General features: G+C 69.0%; 17 protein-coding genes, 1 tRNA gene and 1 pseudogene. 10 read left to right on the forward strand and 9 right to left on the reverse strand.

Annotation, left to right across the window (positions count from 1 at the left end; translation table 11 throughout):
- Positions 1-226: 226 nt before the first annotated feature.
- Entirely contained in the window at positions 227-1,021 is a 795-nt protein-coding gene (locus Q4F73_RS06360; RefSeq protein ID WP_303358519.1) for a CPBP family intramembrane glutamic endopeptidase, read from the reverse strand.
- Between the two features lie 113 nt (positions 1,022-1,134).
- Here Q4F73_RS06360 and Q4F73_RS06365 point away from each other — a divergent pair, with 113 nt between their 5' ends.
- Positions 1,135-1,749 carry a DUF1707 domain-containing protein gene (locus Q4F73_RS06365; RefSeq protein WP_303358520.1) on the forward strand — a complete coding sequence of 205 codons (615 nt, stop codon included), beginning with the start codon at positions 1,135-1,137 and terminating at the stop codon, positions 1,747-1,749.
- Between the two features lie 16 nt (positions 1,750-1,765).
- Positions 1,766-3,016, forward strand: coding sequence for a pyridoxal phosphate-dependent aminotransferase (locus Q4F73_RS06370; protein WP_303358521.1), 1,251 nt, complete (start codon positions 1,766-1,768; stop codon positions 3,014-3,016).
- Here Q4F73_RS06370 and Q4F73_RS06375 read toward each other — a convergent pair.
- A complete protein-coding gene (locus Q4F73_RS06375) occupies positions 3,000-3,965 on the reverse strand; it encodes an LLM class oxidoreductase (RefSeq protein ID WP_303358522.1) in 966 nt (321 codons plus the stop codon). The two genes, Q4F73_RS06370 and Q4F73_RS06375, sit on opposite strands and share 17 nt — an antisense overlap.
- Positions 3,966-3,998: 33 nt before the next feature.
- Here Q4F73_RS06375 and Q4F73_RS06380 point away from each other — a divergent pair, with 33 nt between their 5' ends.
- Positions 3,999-5,204: a YibE/F family protein gene (locus Q4F73_RS06380; protein WP_303358523.1), complete on the forward strand. Its 1,206-nt coding sequence runs from the start codon at positions 3,999-4,001 to the stop codon at positions 5,202-5,204.
- Here Q4F73_RS06380 and Q4F73_RS06385 read toward each other — a convergent pair.
- Together Q4F73_RS06385 and dcd are read right to left on the reverse strand one after the other, a co-directional pair.
- Positions 5,201-6,523 (reverse strand): UDP-glucose/GDP-mannose dehydrogenase family protein, encoded by a 1,323-nt coding sequence (locus Q4F73_RS06385; RefSeq protein WP_303358524.1) that lies wholly within the window; start codon positions 6,521-6,523, stop codon positions 5,201-5,203. The two genes, Q4F73_RS06380 and Q4F73_RS06385, sit on opposite strands and share 4 nt — an antisense overlap.
- 89 nt (positions 6,524-6,612) lie before the next feature.
- On the reverse strand, positions 6,613-7,194 hold the full coding sequence (dcd, locus tag Q4F73_RS06390; RefSeq protein WP_303358525.1) for a dCTP deaminase: 582 nt from the start codon (positions 7,192-7,194) through the stop codon (positions 6,613-6,615).
- Positions 7,195-7,277: 83 nt separating this feature from the next.
- On the opposite strand from dcd, the gene Q4F73_RS06395 reads away from it, so the two are divergent.
- Positions 7,278-7,351 (forward strand) — tRNA-Gly (locus tag Q4F73_RS06395).
- Positions 7,352-7,411: 60 nt separating this feature from the next.
- On the opposite strand, the gene Q4F73_RS06400 is transcribed toward Q4F73_RS06395, so the two are convergent.
- The 3 genes from Q4F73_RS06400 to Q4F73_RS06410 are packed head-to-tail and all read right to left on the reverse strand — an operon-like array spanning position 7,412 to position 10,657.
- Complete coding sequence (locus tag Q4F73_RS06400; protein ID WP_303358526.1) at positions 7,412-7,750, reverse strand: DUF2200 domain-containing protein; 339 nt, start codon at positions 7,748-7,750, stop codon at positions 7,412-7,414.
- Positions 7,751-9,448, reverse strand: coding sequence for a VanW family protein (locus tag Q4F73_RS06405; RefSeq protein ID WP_303358527.1), 1,698 nt, complete (start codon positions 9,446-9,448; stop codon positions 7,751-7,753). It lies immediately after the preceding gene.
- Positions 9,449-9,499: 51 nt separating this feature from the next.
- Complete coding sequence (locus tag Q4F73_RS06410) at positions 9,500-10,657, reverse strand: glycoside hydrolase family 3 N-terminal domain-containing protein (protein WP_303358528.1); 1,158 nt, start codon at positions 10,655-10,657, stop codon at positions 9,500-9,502.
- Between the two features lie 67 nt (positions 10,658-10,724).
- Between Q4F73_RS06410 and Q4F73_RS06415 the strand changes: the two genes are divergently transcribed.
- From Q4F73_RS06415 to Q4F73_RS06425, 3 genes are read left to right on the forward strand one after another with little or no spacing between them, the layout of a single operon-like run.
- The gene (locus tag Q4F73_RS06415) at positions 10,725-11,210 is read left to right on the forward strand and encodes a universal stress protein (protein WP_303358529.1); all 486 of its coding nucleotides are present in this window, start codon (positions 10,725-10,727) and stop codon (positions 11,208-11,210) included.
- 11 nt (positions 11,211-11,221) lie between these two features.
- Entirely contained in the window at positions 11,222-11,419 is a 198-nt protein-coding gene (locus tag Q4F73_RS06420; RefSeq protein ID WP_303358530.1) for a DUF2613 domain-containing protein, read from the forward strand.
- Positions 11,420-11,422: 3 nt separating this feature from the next.
- A complete protein-coding gene (locus Q4F73_RS06425) occupies positions 11,423-14,539 on the forward strand; it encodes a DUF3367 domain-containing protein (RefSeq protein WP_303358531.1) in 3,117 nt (1,038 codons plus the stop codon).
- Here the strand turns inward: Q4F73_RS06425 and Q4F73_RS06430 are convergent.
- A pseudogene (locus Q4F73_RS06430) lies at positions 14,530-15,528 on the reverse strand (acyltransferase family protein); the annotation flags it as partial. The gene Q4F73_RS06425 and the pseudogene Q4F73_RS06430 sit on opposite strands and share 10 nt — an antisense overlap.
- 38 nt (positions 15,529-15,566) lie before the next feature.
- On the opposite strand from Q4F73_RS06430, the gene Q4F73_RS06435 reads away from it, so the two are divergent.
- On the forward strand, positions 15,567-16,634 hold the full coding sequence (locus tag Q4F73_RS06435; RefSeq protein ID WP_303358532.1) for a porin PorA family protein: 1,068 nt from the start codon (positions 15,567-15,569) through the stop codon (positions 16,632-16,634).
- A complete protein-coding gene (locus Q4F73_RS06440; protein ID WP_303358533.1) occupies positions 16,635-18,083 on the forward strand; it encodes a hypothetical protein in 1,449 nt (482 codons plus the stop codon).
- Here Q4F73_RS06440 and Q4F73_RS06445 read toward each other — a convergent pair.
- Positions 18,031-19,146 (reverse strand): glycosyltransferase family 4 protein, encoded by a 1,116-nt coding sequence (locus Q4F73_RS06445; protein WP_303358534.1) that lies wholly within the window; start codon positions 19,144-19,146, stop codon positions 18,031-18,033. The genes Q4F73_RS06440 and Q4F73_RS06445 overlap by 53 nt on opposite strands.
- Positions 19,147-19,168: 22 nt before the next feature.
- Here Q4F73_RS06445 and Q4F73_RS06450 point away from each other — a divergent pair, with 22 nt between their 5' ends.
- Positions 19,169-19,927: a class I SAM-dependent methyltransferase gene (locus Q4F73_RS06450; protein ID WP_303358535.1), complete on the forward strand. Its 759-nt coding sequence runs from the start codon at positions 19,169-19,171 to the stop codon at positions 19,925-19,927.

Here is a 19,927-nt window from a genome sequence, read left to right on the forward strand (position 1 = left end):
CCTGTGCCGGCCGCACCTCCAGTGCCCCCGGCACCTGGCGCAGCAGTCCCCCCGGTACCTCCAGTTCCCGGCTCAGCAGTTCCGCCGGCTCCGGCGGCACCCGCCGCACCACCTGTGCCCCCCGCACCTGGCGCAGCAGTTCCCCCGGCGCCTTCTGTTCCCCCGGCACCTCCGGTGCCCCCGGCCCCGGGGTCCGCTCAGAAGGACTGACGTCTGCTCCTGCCGTTCAGCGGTTCGGCAGCAGCTTCCGTACGAGCTGGGAGCCGAGGTAGACCCACACCGGGCAGCCGAAGACCATGATCCAGAGGATGGGGTGGACGTCGGCGTCGCCGCGTCCGAAAATCAGCACCTGCCCGAAGGCGAACATGCTCTGGAGGGAGTGGCTGACCATGGCGGCGGTCATGGAGCCGGTGAGGACGTAGACCAGACCGAAGCCGATGCCGGTGATGAAGTAGGCGATGGTCATCACGTTGACGGTGTCTTCCGCAAGGTGCGGCATCGCAAACATGAAGGTGGAGGCGGCGATACCCAGGGTGGCGCCGAGCCAGGCGCGCCCACGGCGGGCGAAGGCGTCGTGGATGGGGCGCAGCATGGCACCGCGGTAGAGGATTTCCTCGCAGATGGGGGCCAGGATGACGGAGCTGAGCAGGATGAACACGGCCGGCAGCAACGGTCCGGCAAGACCCAGCTCGTTGAACATCTGCACGGCCTGATTTCCCTGTCCGCCACCGGACAGCCGCGCCAGCACCTCAAACGACAGGTGGGTGACGACGAAGACGACGAGGATGACAACCACATCGCGCTTATTTAGCCCGCGGCGCAGTCCCAGATCCTGGCGGGAAGGCCAGCGACGCGCGACGATCGCAATGAACAGCAGCGACAGCGCTGCAAAGAGCACGAAGGACAGCGGGGCCAGAGAAGCGCCGGCGATGACGACGAGCGAGGCGAGCAGGAAGGCGGGCACCGCGAGGATCGCGTACCACGCCTTCCAGGTGGTCAGATGTTGGGCGAGCCGATTCATGATCCCTATGTTGTCACCGTGGGCGGGTGCCCACCATCGGGGAAGTCCCGGAAAAGTGAAGATGGGGGTTTTCCCCGAGGGCGGTGTCGAGGCACATCGTTAGACTGGGGGCCATGAACAACATGCACCAGGATATGAGACTGAGCGATGCGGAACGTAACGACGCCATGTCCACCCTGGGCCGCGCCTTCAGCGAAGGCCGCCTGAGCATCGACGAATACGACACCCGCTGCCAGGAGATCACGCGTGCGGAGTACCGCCGTGATCTCGATCCGTTGTTCGTCGATATCCCGCAGTACCGCGGGCCGGGGCGGGGCGTCGATAAGCTCTATTCGGCGCAGGAGATCGAGGGGGCATTCCGGGAGGGACGCAAGATCCGCTTCGGCATCATGGGCTTGTCCACGGTGGGTGTCACCGTCGGGACCGTGGCCCTGTCCACCGTCACGCCGATGGCGGGCCTGCTGTGGTTCCTCATCCCGACGCTGTGGCTGCTGCTGTACGTACTCAAGGTGGGCCCGCAGAGCTGGCATGTGCCCAGCGCCCGGGCCGTGGACAGGCAGCGCATCAAGGAACTCCGGACCGCGGAGCGCCTCCGGGCCGCCGAACTGCGACTCGCTGAGCAGGACAAGCTCGCCGCACTGCGCGCGGAACGCAAGGCACAGACCGCGGAGCTGACGAACAACGCGATGAACTTCGTCAACAAGGCGTTGGAGCGCGGCAAGAAGTAGTGGCAACATGTAGGCCATGACTGACTCTCCGAATCCGATCCGCCGACGTCGCCGCACGTTCGATCAGTCGAACAAGATGAAGGACGTCCTCTACGAGATCCGCGGCCCGGTGGCCGCGGAGGCGGAGCGCCTGGAGGCAGACGGTCACCACATCCTCAAGCTCAACACCGGCAACCCGGCCACCTTCGGTTTCGACGCCCCCGATGTCATCATGCGCGACATGATCGCCGCGCTGCCGACCTCCCAGGGCTACTCCACCTCGAAGGGCATCATCCCGGCCCGTCGCGCCGTGTTCCACCGCTACGAGGTCATCGAGGGGTTCCCGGATTTCGACGTCGAGGACGTGTTCCTGGGCAACGGTGTGTCCGAGCTCATCACCATGACCATGCAGGCGCTGCTCAACGACGGCGATGAGGTCCTCATCCCCGCCCCCGACTACCCGCTGTGGACGGCCGCCACCTCCCTGTCCGGCGGCACCCCGGTGCACTACCTGTGCGATGAGGAGGACGACTGGAACCCGTCGATCGAGGACATCCGCTCGAAGGTGACGGAGAAGACGAAGGCGATCGTCGTCATCAACCCCAACAACCCGACGGGTGCGGTGTACTCCCGGGAGGTGCTCGAGCAGATCGTCGACATCGCCCGCGAGCACGAACTGCTCATCCTCGCCGACGAGATCTACGACCGCATCCTCTACGACGACGCCGAGCACATCTCCCTGGCCACCCTCGCCCCGGACCTGCTCACCATCACCTACAACGGCCTGTCCAAGGCCTACCGTGTGGCGGGCTACCGCGCCGGATGGATGGTGCTCACCGGACCGCAGGACCACGCGAGAGGCTTCATCGAGGGCCTCGAGCTGCTCGCCGGCACCCGCCTGTGCCCGAACGTGCCCGCCCAGCACGGCATCCAGGTCGCATTGGGTGGCAAGCAGTCCATCTACCAGCTCACCGGGGAGAGCGGTCGCCTGCTCAACCAGCGCAACATCGCCTACGAGAAGCTCAACGAGATCCCCGGCGTGAGCTGCGTGAAGCCGATGGGCGCGCTCTACGCCTTCCCGCGCCTGGACCCCAATGTCTACGAGATCCACGACGACGCGAAGCTCATGCTCGACATCCTCCGCGCCGAGAAGATCCTCCTCGTGCAGGGCACCGGCTTCAACTGGCCGGACACCGACCACTTCCGCCTGGTCACCCTGCCGTGGGCCTCGCAGCTGGAGAATGCCATCGAGCGGCTGGGCAACTTCCTGGTCAGCTACAAGCAGTAAAATCCGGGACGACGTGCTCGATGAGTTCTGCGAGCACCTCGTCCGCCGGGCGGCTGCCCCGCTTGAGCCCCAGCAGGCAGTGATCGACGCCCATGTCCTCCAGCTCGTGGAGGATACGCACCAGTTCCCTCGCGCCGACGCTCCACCCGAACTTGATCGGCCCGGCCGTGGCGCCTGGGTCTGAGTGCAGGTCGAGGGCGATGTTCATGGCGAAGGGTTTGTCCACGCCATCGAGACGCCATTCCGCCAGGTACTTCTGTTGCGTGGACAGGGGCCGGTGGTAGGTGACGTGGGCGTCGGCGTGCTCGCGGTGCCAGGCCATCGACTGCAGGCAGGACCCGACGGTGAGCACCGGTGGCCGGTGGGCCACGGGCTTCGGCACGATGTCCCCGCCCCACATCCGCCCCTTCGACCATCGGATGCCCTGGTTCTCCGTGGTCCAGGCCTGATTCATCACGTCGAGATGTTCGCGGAACACCTCCGACCGGGCGCCCTCCTCGAGGCCGAAGGCCTTGTACTCCGTAGGACGGTCACCCGTGGCCAGCCCCAGCAGGAAACGCCCCCCGGACAGGTGGTCGATGCTGGCGGCCTCCTTCGCCAGATGGAGGGGATGCCGCACCGGCAGCACCACGGCCCCGGTCGCCAGGGCGATCGTGCTTGTCGACGCCGCCAGGTACCCCGCATACGTGAACGGGTCCCACACCTGGCCCACGTCCCCGAAGTCGCTGACCCGCAGGGGGATGTCCCGCAGCCAGGCGGCGGCAAAGCCCCCTTCTTCGGCCCGCTGCACGAGCTCCACCTGACGGGCGATGTCCACGCCGGGGGTCTCCGGATCTCCCGCGGCCAGAGGCAGCGCGATGCCGAGCGTCATCCGTCCGCGCGGGAACACCCGTTGGAAACCCGGGAGGGTGGTCACGGGGGCGTCGGAAAGCTCGAAGGGTGAACTCATACAGACATGCTAACCGCGATAAGGTTCGACATTATGGGATCCCACCGCACCCGCACCACCACCCCCTCACCCTGGCGCCGCGTGCTCCTCGGTTTTCTCCTCCTCTCGGTCCTGGCGACGGCGGTGGGTCTGTGGCGGCTCTGGCCCCCGGCGGAAGACCCGCAGCTCAGCCCCGATTTCGCCACCACCTTCAACCTCAACCACACGCAGGTGCGCGGCACGGTGCTGCTTGTCGACGCCGCCGCCTGCACCTCCCCCTCCACCGGCCGGGCCTTCGACGGCTCCCCCACGGTCCCCCTGGAGCAGACCGGCCAGACCTGCGAACGCTCCCTCGTGGAGTTCACCTCCGGGCCCGACGAGGGACGGCGCACCCAGCTCGTGCATTACGGCCTGCCCGGTGAACCCGCCCTCGTGGAAGGCGACGCCATCATGTTGACCTCCTCGCAGACCCCGGAGGGCACGGTCTACACCTTCGGTGACTACCAGCGCGCCGTTCCCCTCGCGGTGTGGGGAGGTCTCATCGCCGTGATGATTATCGTCTTCGCGCTGTGGCGTGGCGTCCGGGCGTTGCTGGGCCTGTTCATCACGCTGGCGGGCATCGCCACGTTCCTGCTGCCGGCGCTGCTGCACGGGCGCGACCCTCTGGCCCTGGCCCTGGTGGCGGGCTCCGCGATCCTCATGATCGTCGTTCCGTTGGTTCACGGGATCAACTGGAAGTCCGCCTCCGCGCTGGCGGGCACCCTCATTGCCCTGGCGGTGGCAGCCGGTCTGGCCCGGGTGGCCATCGACTCCACCCACCTGCGGGGGCTGGGGTCCGACGACAACCTCACCATCCTGCTCTACCTGCCGGAGGTCTCCATCGTGGGACTGCTGTTGTGTGGTTTCATCATCGGCGCGCTCGGCGTGCTTAACGACGTCACCATCTCCCAGTCCTCGACCGTCAACGAGCTGTCCGAGCTCGACCCGGAAGCCGCCCCCTGGCGACTGTTCCTCGGTGCCATGAAGGTCGGACGTGACCACATCTCCTCCATGATCTACACCCTGGTGCTCAGCTACACCGGCGCAGCCCTGCCCCTGCTCCTGCTCATCTCGGTGGCGCAGCGCCCGCTGGCGCAGACGCTGACCAGTGACATCGTCGCCACCGAGCTGCTGCGCTCCGGTATCGGCGCGCTGGCCCTGACGTTGGCCGTCCCCCTGACCACTCTGATCGCAGCGTGGACGGTGCCGGCCAGGCGCTAGAGTGTGCGCCCCAGGGCCTGGATGTTCCAGCCCGCCGCCCGCCACTTATCGACGTCGAGGACGTTACGGCCGTCAATGATCACCTTGTTGTTCACCAGCTCACCGGCGGCCGCCGGATCCAGATCGCGGAACTGCTGCCACTCGGTGGCCAGCACCACCAGATCCGCTCCCTCGAGGGCTTCTTCCACCGAGTCGACATAGCCGAGGGTGGGGAACACCTTGCGCGCATTGTCCATCGCCTTCGGGTCGAAGACGGAGACGTCGGCACCGGCCAGCGACAGTGAACCCGCCACGGACAGCGCCGGGGAGTCGCGCACGTCATCGGAGTTCGGCTTGAAGGCCGCACCCAACACGGTGACGCGGTGGCCGAGCAGGTTGCCGTCGAAAAGCTCACGGGTCATCTGCACCACGCGATCGCGGCGACGCATGTTGATCGCGTCGACCTCGCGCAGGAAGGTCAGCGCCTGATCGGCACCCAGCTCACCGGCCCGCGCCATGAACGCGCGGATGTCCTTCGGCAGGCAGCCGCCGCCGAAGCCGAGGCCGGCGCCGAGGAACTTCCGGCCGATACGGTCGTCATGCCCGATGGCCTCCGCCAGCTTGGTCACATCACCACCCGCGATCTCACAGATCTCCGAGACGGCGTTGATGAAGGAGATCTTGGTGGCCAGGAAGGCATTCGCCGAGACCTTCACCAGCTCGGAGGTCACCCGGTCCATCACCAGGAAGGGCGTACCGTCCCCGATGGACTGCGCGTACACCTCACGGGCGACCTCCTCCGCGCGGCTCTCCCCCGCACGCACACCCAGCACAATGCGGTCCGGAGTGATGGTGTCCTTGACCGCATAACCCTCGCGGAGGAACTCCGGGTTCCAGGCGATCTCCACGCTCGTCCCCGGCTTCGCCAGTTCATCGGCGCGCTTCTGCAGCTCATCGGCGGTACCCACCGGCACGGTCGACTTGCCGAAGATGATGTGGTCGCCCTCCAGCAGCGGCACCAGATCCTCGATGACGGCGCGGACGTAGGTGAGGTCGGCGGCGTAGGAACCGCGCTCCTGCGGCGTGCCCACACCGAGGAAGTGCACGGTGGCGAACTCCGCCACCTGCCCGTAATCCGTGGTGAAGTCCAGGCGCCCCGCCTCCAGGTTGCGGGTGAGCACCTCCGGCAGGCCGGGCTCAAAGAACGGCACCACACCGCTCTTGAGGGAATCGATCTTGGCCGAATCCACATCCACGCCCAGCACCTCATGGCCGAGCTCAGCCATGCAGGCCGCGTGAGTTGCACCCAGGTATCCGGTGCCGATGACAGTCATACGCATAACTGTCCTTTGTAGTCGGCGAGTATGAACGCCGTATTAAATGAAAATGAAAGCCGTCATTCGGGGGTGTCGCGGGTGGTGGACCCCCGCTACGAGCCCTCCGGCTCCTGCGGGAAATTCAGGTACGCCCGCGACGGCGTCGGCCCGCGCTGCCCCTGGTACTTCGAGCCCAGAGAACCGGTGCCGTAGGGCACCTCGGCGGGCGAGGACATCTTGAAGATCGCCATCTGCCCCACCTTCATCCCCGGCCACAGCGTCATCGGCAGGTTGGCCACATTCGACAGCTCGAGAGTCACATACCCCGAAAAACCCGGATCGATGAACCCGGCGGTGGAGTGGGTGAGCAGACCGAGTCGGCCGAGGGAGGACTTGCCCTCGAGACGGCCCGCCAGATTATCCGGCAGCGTGAACTTCTCCAGCGTGGAGGCCAGCACGAACTCTCCGGGGTGCAGCACGAAGGCGTCGCCCTCCTCCACCTCGACGAGGCTGGTCAGTTCATCCTGGCGCAGCTTCGGGTCGATGTGCGTGTACTTCGAGTTGTTGAACACGCGGAAGAAGCGGTCCAGGCGGACGTCGACGCTGGAGGGCTGGACGTTCTCCGCCTCGTAGGGCTCAATGCCCAGGGCACCGGAGTCGATGGCGGCACGGATGTCACGGTCGGATAAAAGCACGTGTCCGAGCATACCGACCAGCCCGTTTCCCGGCGTCGGCCACCCCGGTGCTAGACTTTCCCGGTAGCTCACCTCGAGCCGCTGCCGGCGTAGTTTAGTGGTAGAACATCAGCTTCCCAAGCTGAGAGTGCGAGTTCGATTCTCGTCGCCGGCTCCACGATCAGGCCCCCTGAACTCCAGGTTCAGGGGGCCGTTCGCGTAGGAGGAAAAAGCGAGGCTACACGCGCTTGATCTTCTCTACGGCCTTGCCCTTGGCCAGTTCGTCGACCAGCTTGTCGGCCCAGCGGATCTGCTGCATGAGGGGGTCGTCGACCTCCTCGACGCGCACGCCGCACACCACTCCGGTGATCTTGTCGACGTCCGGGGTCATCGCCGGAGCCTGCGCGAAGAAGTCGCGCAGGTCACCGTCGACAGTCCGCAGCTGCTCCGGCGTGTAGCCGGTCAGCCAGCCGAGCACGTCGTCGAGCTCGGCGACGGTGCGACCTTTCCTCTCCACCTTCTGCACGTAGAGCCGGTAGATGTCGGCCCAGGGGTAGGCGAATAACCGTTCTGACATTTAAGAGCACCTCACGATCGGCTGGGGGTCATAGCGCGTTGTCTGGGTCTCCCGGGTGATCTCGTTGCCCGCCAGGTCGCGGATGATGCGGGTATCCGAGGTGGTGAACCCGGGGATACCCCCGGAGGGGATGCAGTCGCTGCCGGAAACCGTCTGCTCACGCGGCTGGGTGGGTGCCCACCGGCCACCGTTGACGGATTCCACGGTGACGGTCTTCACGCCGGTGAGCTGGACGGTGACGTTCCCGCCGCCCACGGAGGTCACGATGCGCACCGGGTACTGGGAGTTGTTGCGGAACTGCAGGTCGATGGCACCTTCGAAGACGGTGGCTTCGCGGCCGGCCGGGTAGCGGGAGATGTAGTAGCTGTGCGGGGTGTGGGCGACATCCTCCATACCCGCGAAGTACGCGGCGTTGTAGAGGGTGGTGGCGAACTGGCTGATGCCTCCGCCGACGGCTTCCCCGGCGCGACCGTTGATGATGATGCCGGACTCGACGTAGCCCTGGGCCGCCCCGCGCGGCCCGGTGTAGCCGTTGAGAGAGAAGGTGTCACCCGGCGCGATGATGGCACCGTTGACCACGGACGCCACCCGCGAGATGTTGACACCCGACGCGGCCGAGTAGCCGGTGGTGGTGAACTCGCCGACCACCTGGTCGAAGGTGGCCACCTGGGCCATCTCGGTGGTGAAGGTGGCCGGGTCATCCTCGTAGGTGGCCTCCCACTCGCGCTGCTCGCCCGAGCCGAGGACCCGCTCGTCGAAACCGGCCATGATGGTCTCCCAGTCCAGCGCGACGCCGTCGACGCTGGGGGTGATCTGGCGGGATCCCCCGGAGAAAGCGATGCGGGCGTTCTGTTTCTCGGACTCGGTCTCACTGAGCGTCTCGGCGAGGATCTCCCGGGCGACCTCCTCGTCGATCTCGGTGCGCAGCTCCCCGTCGACAGGCACGAAGGTGACCACCTCGCCCATGCGCTCCGGTGTGATGACACCGTCGACATCGTCACGTCCGACGACGGTCAGCGGCCCGGCGACGGCCGCCGCGGCATCGCCCTCGGCAGCCGCGCGGACGATGTCCTCGTCGATCGCCGGCGGGGTGATGTCGGCCTCGACCTCCACACCCTCCGGGGCCATCCAGTCAGTGGTGACACGCTCGCGCAGTTCCGCGGGATCGATCTCCTGGCCGTTGACGGGGTCGGTGACGGTGACGCGGGCGTCGATAAGCGCGACGGCGCCGTCCTCGGGAGAGGAGGTCAGCTCCGTGCGGACCCGGTCCAGCACGGGGGCAAGCGCGGCATCGTCGACGCGGGAGACGATGTCGGCCTCACTGCCCGATCCGACGAGGCCCTCCAGGCGCAGGAAGGGGTTGAGGGGTTCGGTGCCGATCTGGGCGATCGTCTCGCCGAAGTCGATGGACAGCCCGGCTTCCGCGGGCACGAAGGTCGATTCCCGGTCCCCACCGGTCACGGTGACCGGGTCGTGGACCTGGTCACCGAGTTCACGTTCGAGGACCTCATGCGCCTCCGCGGGGTCCATGCCGCCGATGGCCACCCCACCGACGGTCGTCCCGCGGGGGACATCTCCCTTGGTCAGGGCGTAATCCACTCCGTAGACGATTCCGAAGAGCGCGATGAGGCCCACGACCGCGCCCAGGGCGATCCGGAGGCCTTTTCCGCCGCTGTCCTGGCTGTTCGACTCACTCACACTGGCCACATTAGTGGGCTGGCGTGTCTTTTCCTACTTTCAGACCCGAAATCAAGCACCGGTGTGGAAGAGCTGGAGTTGGACGCGGAAGGCGGCGCTGGCGAGGCGCTCAGCGGGGATGTGCCCCTCGGCGACGGCCCGGTCGAGGGCGTCGATGGCCGCCACGAGTGCCCCGCCGCTGGAGAACAGCGGCCGGTCAGCGCCGGCCCGCACGGCGAACACCACGGCCTCCGGCAGGCTGTATCGGTCGGTCACGGCCCGCATGCCGGTGAGATCATCGGTGTAGACGACCCCGTCGAAGGGACGCCCGCCCGGATAATTCCCCGTTCGCAGCAGCTGGTACGCCGCCGGGTCCAGGCTGGAGGGGGTGACACCGTCGCCCAGGCCCGGGACCACCATGTGCCCGACCATGACCCCCGCCTCGGTCTGGGGCAGGGCCACGGCATAGGGCGGGAGATCATGGGCCACCACCGCCTCCACCGGCGGGGTGACCGCCAACATGTGGTGGGTGTCGCCGCTGGCCTGACCGTGCCCGGGGAAATGCTTGAACACCGGGGTGATCCCCGCCGCCCGCAGTCCGCGCGCGAAGGCCGCCCCGTACTCTCCCGCAAGAATCGGGTCCCGGGAAAATGACCGGTCGCCGACGATCTCCAATCCGCCGGCATCCACGTCGAGCACCGGCGCGAAATCCACGGTCACCCCGTGCCGTCGCAGGGATTCACCGAGGTCACGGGCGTAGGCCTCCACCTGCTCGGGGCTCATCGTCGCCGCCATCTCCCGCGGGGACATGCGCGGCCCCAGGATGCCCGCGTGCCGCTGCACACGCCCGCCCTCAAAGTCGATGGACACCGAGAAGGAGCGCCCGATCTCCCGCCGCAGCGCCGCAATGTTACGCCCCTCGGTGCCCAGCAGTTCCGGATGCGCCCAGCTCGGGATAAAGATGCCCCCGACGCCCTGCTGCAGCTTCCACAGTGCGTCATCGTAATTGTCCACCCCGACGACCATCAGTGACGCCGCCCGGGCCCGCCGGTCCTCCGGGACGTTCGCGCGCGCGATGTCCTCCGGAGTGGGGGGCGCGGTGGTGGTGGGGGGTGGTGGCGTCGACACGCTACTTTCCGACGTCGTCGTCACCGCCGCCGTTTCCCCGCCGTCCGTCTGCGCGCAGCCCACCACGCCCGCTGCCAGGGCCCCGGCAGCGAGAGTTGTCAAGACACGGCGGTAGAACGTCACGAGGCGCACCCTAACAGTGTGCCCGACTCCTCGATAGAGTGGCACCATGACTCCCGCCCCGGACCAGCCGACCATGCTCATCGCCTTCGACGGATCCGAGGAGTCCCGGCGCGCCCTGGACTTCGCCGCCCGCCTGCTCACGCCGCGGCGGGTGGAGATCCTCACCGCCTGGGAACCCGTCCACCGCACCGCGGCGCGGGCGGTGAGCATCTCGGGCCTGCACCAGGCGGAATGGGTGACCGACGCCGACCAGGAGGACGCCGCCTACCAGCGCGCCCACGAGACCTGCCGCCAGGGCGTGGAGTTGGCCGCCGACCTCGGGCTGCAGGCCCGCGCCCACCTGGTGGAGGCGGACACCACGGTGTGGTCGGCGATCTGTGAGGCGGCGCAGGAGCTGGGGCCGGATGTCATCGTCACCGGCTCACGCGGGGTCAGCGGCTGGCGCTCGCTGTGGCAGTCACGCACCACGGAGGGTGTGCTGCACAACGCCGGCATCCCGGTATTCGTTGTTCCGCCGCTGAACGAGGAGTAGACTCAACCGCCATGTCCTCCCCTTCCGGATCCGTTGATCGACGTTCCTTGAGCTCCGTGATCGCCAGCGCGGTCGTCGGGGTGGCGCTGGGCGTGGTCTCCGTGATCGGAATCGCCTCGTTCTCCGGCCAGGACACCGTGCCGCAGGGCAATGCCGTGCCGGCCGACGAGGCCCTGCTGGGTGGCCCGGAGTACGGCACCCGCGGCTAGTTCATGCACCTTCTCGGCTGGCTCATCCTGGGGCTGATCAGCCTCCTGCAGCCACCCGGTCAGGTCGCGGCGGACACCAAACACGATCTCACCGCCGATCCCCTCGGCTTCCTCTCCCAGGCCACGCATGCCTGGACGGACACGTTCACCCTCGGTCAGCTCCAGAATCAGGCCTACGGTTATCTCTTTCCGCACGGGGCCTTCTTCGTGCTCACCGAGCCCCTGCCGGACTGGGTGGCGCAGCGCCTGTGGTGGTGGCTGGTCATGGGCGTGGGCTACTCCGGGTTCCTGCTGCTCCTGCGCCGCACCCGCACCGGCACGCCCCCCTTCCAGGTTCTCGCCGCCTTCCTGTTCGCTCTGTCCCCGCGCACGTTGACCACCCTCACGGCGATCTCCTCCGAAACCTGGCCGGTGATGCTGGCCCCGTGGGTGATGGTCCCCTTCCTCGGCCGCCTGGGGCTGCGCGCGGTCGCCGCCGCCACCCTGCCCGTCGCGCTCATGGGCGCGGTCAACGCCACCGCCACCCTCGCGGCCTGTCTGCCCGCGGGGCTGGTCATCGCGTGGCGGGTGCTGCGCCGGGACACCCGCGCCCTGCCCACCGCCGCCGGATGGCTCGTCGCCTGCGCAGCCGTGAGCCTCTGGTGGATCGGCCCGCTTTTCATCCTCGGCCGCCACGCCCCGCCGTTCACGGACTTCATCGAGTCCTCGTTCGTCACCACCCGCTGGCTCAACCTCATCGAGATCCTGCGCGGCACCACCAGCTGGGCGCCGTTCGTGGACACCGAGCGCGCCGCCGGGTTCCTGCTGGTCAGCTCCCCGACCTTCGTGCTGCTCACCACGGCCGTCGCCGCCCTGGGCATGTGGGGCCTCACGCTGCGCAGCACCCCGCACCGCGGTCTGTGGGTGGGCATGCTGCTGATCGGTGTCACCGTTCTCGGCGCCGCCCACGGCCCCCTGTCCGCCCCGTGGCTCGCGCTTCTCGACGCCCCCCTCGCCCCCTTCCGCAACCTCCACAAGTTCGATCCCCTGGTCCGTATCCCCCTGCTCGTCGGCGTCGCGGGGCTGGGCACCCACCTGCCGGTGCCGCGGCGGCTGTCACCGGGGCGTCGGGAAGCAGCCGCCGGGCTGGTGCTCATGGTGGGTGTCGCCGCGCTGGCGCCCGCCTGGTCGGGCCGCCTGCTCCCGCAGGGGACCTGGGACCACGTGCCCGGATACTGGCAGGAGGCGAGCAACCACCTCAACCGGGAGGCCGCCGGGACGCGCACGCTCATCATCCCGGAGTCCTCCTTCGCGCGGCAGACCTGGGGCTGGACCCGCGACGAGCCCGCCCAGCCGCTGCTCGACGTCCCCTGGGCCGTCCGCGATGCGGTGCCCCTGGTTCCACCGGAGGCGATCCGCGGTCTCGACGGCATCATGGCGGTGCTCCATCACGATCCGGAGGCCGGTACCGCTGCGTTACGACGCCTCGGCATCGGCGCCGTGCTCAACCGGAAGGACCTGGAGTCCGGCCGCGAGATCGATCTGCCCGGCGCGCAGCGTTTCGGCGACGTGGAGGTGCTCCTCCTCGATCCGGACGCGGACATGCAGATCACCGCGCAGGACCCGGTGCGGGTGGCCGGCGGCGGGGAATCCCTCGCCGTACTCGACATGCTCCACGGCCCCGGCCCGCGGGTGCTTGTCGATTCAGACGCCGAGGTGGTCACCGACACCCCGGTCCTGGCGGTCCGCAACTACGGCTCGCTCACCGGCCCGCTCTCCGCCCCCCTGGCGGACCTGGACGAGGGAACTGATGTCCGCAACCCCGTCCCCGACTACCCCTCCGCCGGCCCGCTCACCCGCGTGGAGTCCCACGGCGGGCAGGTCCGGGCCAGTTCCTCGGCCGCGGACGCCACCAGCTTCGGCGGGGCTGACCCGGCGCGCTCGTTGACCGCGGCCGTCGACGGGGAGGAGGACACCGCCTGGTGGCCCACCCCGGGGCCGGCGGAAGGGCAGTGGCTGGAGCTCATCCCCGACTCCACCCTCCACGATCCGGAGATCACGCTGCGCACCACCGATGACACGGTCGTCGATCTCAACGGCACCGAGATCACAGTCGACGGCGAGACCACCCTCACCCTGCCCGGCACCCACGACGCACTGCGCCTCACGCTTAATGAATCCGTCGGCATCGCGGAGGTGTCCATCACCGGCCACCCGCTCGAACGCATCGTCACCGTCCCCGACACCTCCCCGGACGTGCGGCAGTTCCTCTTCCAGCGCCTCATCCCGGACACCGGGCACCTCATCCGCGCCTTCACCGCGCCCCGCCCGCTGACGATGCTGATCGACGCCCCCGCCGACGTCCGCATCAACGACACCACGTACTCCCCCGGCGACATCGTCGAGCTGGCGCCCGGCCGACACACCCTGCGCACCGACGCCGCGTGGGTCACCCTCACCGAGGAGGGTTTCAGCCCCTCCCCGGCCTGGGAACCCACCGACGGCGCCCTCACCCCGGACGCCGGAGAACGTCTCCTCATCACCGGCCGGGCCGCCAACCCGGGCCTTGAGGCCACGCTCGGCGGCGCCCTACTGGAACCTGTCACCCTCGACGCCGCCACGCAGGCCTTCCGGGTCCCCGCCGGCGTCGGCGGCACCGTCGAGATGACCTTCGCCCCCGACCGGCCCTTCCGCCTGTGGCTCATCGGCGGCGGCGTCCTCGCCCTGCTCAGCGCGCTGGCCGCCGGGGTGGTCCTGGCGCGGACGACGCGCCGGGAGGTGGAGCTTGCGGAGACCTCCGGCCGGGCCCTCGTGCTGCTCGCGGCAGGGAGTGCCTGGCTCGTGGCCTCCTGGCCCGGTCTGCTCGCCGCGGCCGCGGCCCTGCTCATCCGGCGCTTCACACTCATCCCGCCGGGCCTGCTGTCCTTCACCCTCGTCGGCATCGCCGGGGCGTGGCTGGCGCGCGGCCCCTGGCCGGTGGGCGACTACGCCGGTGACTCCCCCGTCCTGGCCGTCCTGCTGGTCGCCGCCCTCACCAGCCTTCTGCCCGGTTCCTCCAGGAACACGAAACTCGCCGCCGAGACCGGCAGCGTCAGCCCCAGCGTGACCAGCAGCACCGGCCAGAATCCGCCGGAGAAGTAGTCGATTCCCAGCAGGGGGAACGCGAGCGAGAGCAGCGCCACGTGCCACAGGAAGATCGAGTAGGACCACCGGCCGAGGGCCTGCATCACCGGGTGCTGCAACCACCGCGCCCCCGGGGCCAGGGCCTCCGGCAACACCACGGCGGCGGCGAACACGGTCCCCGCCAGGACGCGGCGGAGGAACTCCTCCGGTTCGGGGTGGGTCAGCCCGAGCGGGCCGAACCACTCCTGGCCCGCCACCCAGGCGGTCACCAGCGCCAGCAGCCACCACACCCACCGCACCTGCAGGGCGCGTCGCACCACGTCGGGAACCCGTCCCTCCACCTCCGCGGCCAACATGCCGACGGCGAACCACGCCGCATACGCCGGCGGCCAGATCTGCCGGTTGACCTCCGCCTCGATCACGAACGGCAGGTACGCCCACCCCAGGGAGGCGACCGCGAGCCCGCTGATCGCCAGTATCCGGCCAGCCCGCGGCAGTCGTCCGATGCTCAGCGCGAGGAGCGGCAGCCCCAGATAGAAGGCGACCTCCACGCTCAGGGACCATAAATGGGTCAACCCCGGGGCTAGCCCATCAGCCCAGTACACCTGAGTGAGGGTGAGATTCGCGACGATCTGGTCCGCACTCATCCGGGCCGCCTCGGGCAGCAGGAGGATGACCAGCACGACGCATCCCACATACGCCGGGAGGATGCGTCCGGCACGGTTGATAAGGTAGCGCGTTATCGTCGATAAGCAATGGTCAGAGTGGTGCCCGCGCCACAGCAGGAACGCCGAGAGGGCGAAGAAGACAGGCACGAAGAAGTCGAATCTCGCCACCACCGACCCCAGGGGGGTAGCCGGGTCCAGGCCCGTCTGAAACGCCACATGGGTGAGAATCACACCGATAGCGGCAACAGCACGCAGCCCTTCGAGCCCGGGGAGAAGAGCGGGTTTGTAGGATGGTAAAGACAAATGAAGGGGGACAACTGGCGTAGCCACGCAGTTCACCTCCTTATCCGGCGAGTGTAACCAAGGAGGGATGTGCCATGACGCAGAGCATGTTCCGGCGCAGGCCGATCCAGTTACTGCTGCTGGGTGCTCTCCTGTTCATCGTCGCGTCCGCCGTGCCCCCGGCCGTCATCAGCCAGTTGCGCCCCCTGTCGCCCGGTCAGTCCCTGTCGTTTAGCACCAAGCCCGCGGCGGGCATCAGCATCGTCGCCCACATCGACGGTTCGCAGGGGCTGCCGACCGACAACCGCGACCGCCCCGACTGCCTCTCGGACACACCGGGCTACTCCTGCTTCGTCGCCTCCGCCGACATCCGCATGGTCTCCGCCCAGACCACCAGCGAAGGAGACGACGACGGGGAGGTGTGGGCCGATTCGGTCCTGCAGGTGCTGGTCGACGAGGACGTCGTCGCCGAACTCAACGACTCCCTGCTTCTCGACGCCCGCTCCACCTTCCCCGTCGCCGACGCCGTGAGCCGAATGTCCATCTCGGTTCCGGCCCTGGCCAGCGGCATGTCCTCCGATCCCTTCATCCGGGAGGGCCTGCAGTACTTCTTCCCCTTCTCCACCTCCCGGCAGTCCTACCCCTACTTCGATTCGACCACCCAGTATCCCCTGCTGCTCGACTACGTCCGGGAGACGAAGCACCACGGGGTGGAGACCTACGAGTTCCACCACCGCTTCACCAACCTCAGCCTGGACCGTGAATCGGAGCGCGCCATTAACTTCCCGGTGGAGCTGAACTCCCACCTCGATGTCCTCGCCAGCTCCGGGGTCGGCGTGCCCAGGTATGCGGTGGACCGGACCCTGTGGGTGGAACCGGAGTCCGGGACCATCATCGACATTCACGAGAACCTCCACCTGTTCTTCGCGGCCGACGAGCCCCAGTCCACCGACCGGTCCTTCCAGCCCTCCCCCGACTACACGATCTTCCACACCATCTCGCAGTGGGACGATGAGACCATCGCGCAGCAGACCGCCACCGCGGAGGATGTGCTGTCCACCCTGCGCACCCTGCAGGTCGTGGCTGTCGTGCTGAAGACGCTGGCGTTGCTGGCGGTCCTCGGCGGCGTGGTGCTGCTGTTCCGCGAGCACCGGAGCGCCTAATTGCGCTGGTTGTCCTGGCTGTGGGTCGGCGCCCTCATCGTGGCTGTGCTGTGGCCGCTGGCGGCACCCGGCCAGCTCGCGCTGCGCGACATGCTGGTCCTCGACTCCCCCGCCCTGAGCGCGGGTGCCCTGGGTACCGGTGATCTGCCCGCGCGCAACGCCCCCCAGGACGGCGTCCTCGCCCTAGTCGGCCAGGTGCTGCCGGCCTCCTGGGTGGCGCGGGGGTTGATCGTCGGCGGTGCGGTGGCCGGTGCTTACGGCGCACTCCTGCTGGCCCGCACCCAGGGGGCGTCGCGCTTATCGACGCTCGCCGCCCTCACCCTCTACCTCTGGAACCCCTTCACCGTCGAACGCCTCCTGCAGGGACACTGGTCGCTGGTCATCGCCGCCTGGCTGCTGCCGCTCATCGCCGCAACGGGTCTGCGTGGCCACACCGGCCGGCAGTGGCTGGCCCTGTGGGCCGCCTCGCTCACCCCGACGGGAGCCGTGTTCGCCGTGCTCACGGCCGTGGTCACCGCACGTCGCCGGCTACCCACCGTTCTCTTCGGGCTGGCCTGCTGCCTGCCGTGGCTTATCCCCGAGGTGCTGCACCCCGGCCCGGCGTCCACCGTGTCCCCCGCCTCCGTCGCCGCCTTCGCCCCGCGCGCCGAAACCTGGGCCACCACCCCCGGGTCCCTGCTGGGTCTGGGTGGTATCTGGAACGCCGACGCGGTCCCCGCCTCCCGTGAGCTGGGTTTCGCCCTGGTGGGCGTGGCACTGTTCGCGTTGCTGCTCACGCAGGTGCGGCGGGTGCCCGCGCCGCTGCTGGCGTTGGCCGGAGTGGGTCTGGGCGGGGCGATGGTGGCCTGGCTGCTGCCGGGAGCCTTCACCTGGGCCGCCACGCACATTCCGGGCGCGGGCCTGCTGCGGGATGCCAGCAAGCTGAGCGCCCTGGCGCTGCCGGCGTACGTGGCGGCGGCGGCCTCGATTCGCCGCTGGTCACCCGCGGTGCTCGCCCTGGCGCTGCTGCAGGTGCCCGACGCCCCGCGCGCCCTGGCGCCCCTGGCCCCGCAGGAGCTCGCAGTCGACGAGGCCCTGGTGGAGCGCGCCGCCGGGAGGGATGTCCTGCTTGTCGACGAACCCCCGCTCACCCGCCGCCCCGACGGCACCGTCATCATCAACCCCCTGCTCAAGGCCGTGTCTGCCGTGGAGTCCGGGGCGCTGGTCGTCGACGGGATTCTCGTCGACGCCCCCTCCCCGCGCTGGAGCGAAGCCCGGGCCGCCTGGGAACGGCGCGACCTGGACACGCTCGCGGGCCTGGGCGTCGGGGTGATCTACGCCGACGGGCAGCTCACCGAGACCGACGCCGGTCCGGCAAGCCGCACCCTCGGCCTGTGGCTGCTCGCCGGCTGGCTGCTCATGCCTGCGGTACCAGCCGGGCGAGCAGCGCTGCCACGCGCTCGCCCGTGAGATCCCACGAGTAGCCCTGTGCCCGCTGCCGGGCGGCGGCGCCGAGGCGGGTGGTGAGCGCGGGGGCGTCGAGAAGCCGCGCGGTGCACACCGTCAGCTCGGCCGGGGTGTCCACCAGCAGGCCCGTCTCACCGTCGACGATGGAATCTCGCAGACCACCCGCCGAGCGGTAACCGATGGTGGGCACCCCGTGCTGCGCGGCCTCCATGACCGCCAGGCCCCACCCCTCCTTCCGGGAGGGCATGAGGTGCACACTCGCGCGCGCCAGCAGCGCATGCTTGTAGTCCTCGGTGACCTGCCCGTGGAAGATCACCCGCTCGGCCACCCCCCGCCGTCGCGCATGCTCGCGCAGCTGATCCTCCCACCAGCCGGAACCGATGACATCGAGCACCAGATCCCGCTCCCGCAGCGCAGCCACCACATCGACGGCGTGCTCGAGCTGCTTGTGCGGCACCAGGCGGCTGAGCGTGACCAGGTGGGTCGTACCCTCCGCGCGCCGCAGCTGCGGCACATACTCCGGCACCGGATCCACACCGTTGGTGATGATCTCGATGTCCTCGGCCCGCACCCCGAGCTCAACCAGCTCGGCGCGCGAGGCCTCCGACACCGTCACGTACGGCGCACCCCGGTGGACCCGCGGGGCGACCTGTGACTCCAGGAACCAACCCAGCCGCGACAGGAACGGCCCCGCCACCGGCCACTGCTCCCGGTGGCAGTGGTGGGTCAACAGGACCGTGGGAGCATCGGTGACCAGCCGCGCGAAGAAGGGGATGCCGTTCTGGGTGTCCACCACCACGTCGATGTTCCCCAGGGTGCCGATGCCGATCCGCCCCAGCGCGATCCCGAACCACGCCCGCGGGTACACCGTGAACTTCCCGCCGCTGCGCGAGTACCGCACCCCGTTGCGCTGACTGCGCCGCGGCGCATCCGTGTGCCCCGCCGTGCGGTAGACCACCTCATGGCCCTGCCGCGCCAGGTACTCCCCGACGCGCTCCAGGTAGCGTTCCGAGCCCCCGCCCTGCGGGTGGGTCGAATCGCGCCAGCACAACAGAAGGATCTTCATGGTCCGGACTAGCCTACAGGGTGTGTTTGACCGTACCCGCCGCCTCGCGACCCTCTCCCGCTCCTGGTCCCTGCTGCGCGCCATCCGCCACGAACAGGACTCCCCGGAGCGCTTCTACCGGCCCTTGGCTGAGGACACCGCCGCGCTTCTCGACGCCCTGCTTCTCGACGCCACCGGCACCGGCCTGGAGGGCCGATCCGTCCTCGACGTCGGCGGAGGACCCGGCTACTTCGCCGCCGCCTTCGCCGCGCGCGGGGCCTGGTACGTGCCGGTGGAACCGGATGTCGGCGAGATGGCTGCCGCCGGGATCTCCGTCCCCGGTTCCGTGCGTGGCGACGGCCGCGCCCTGCCCTTCGCCGACGCCGCCTTCGACGTGGTCTACTCCTCCAACGTCGCCGAGCACGTGCCCGACCCCTGGGCGATGGCCGAGGAGATGCTGCGCGTCACCCGCCCCGGGGGACTGGTCGTGCTCAGCTACACCGTGTGGCTCGGGCCCTTCGGCGGGCACGAGACCGGCCTGTGGGAGCATTACGTCGGCGGGGAGTTCGCGCGGCGTCGCTACGCGGCCAGGCACGGGCACGATCCGAAGAACGTGTGGGGTGAGTCGCTGTTCGCGGTCTCCGCGGCGGAGGGCCTGCGGTGGGCACGCGCGGCCGACGCGGAGCTGCTGCTCGCCTTCCCCCGTTACCACCCCGCCTGGGCGTGGTGGCTGGTGCGGGTGCCTCTGGTGCGTGAGTTCCTCGTCTCCAACCTCGTGGTGGTGCTGCGGAAACGGGGCTGA

Origin of the sequence: Corynebacterium sp. (assembly GCF_030535495.1) — a bacterium.
Lineage (GTDB): Bacteria > Actinomycetota > Actinomycetes > Mycobacteriales > Mycobacteriaceae > Corynebacterium.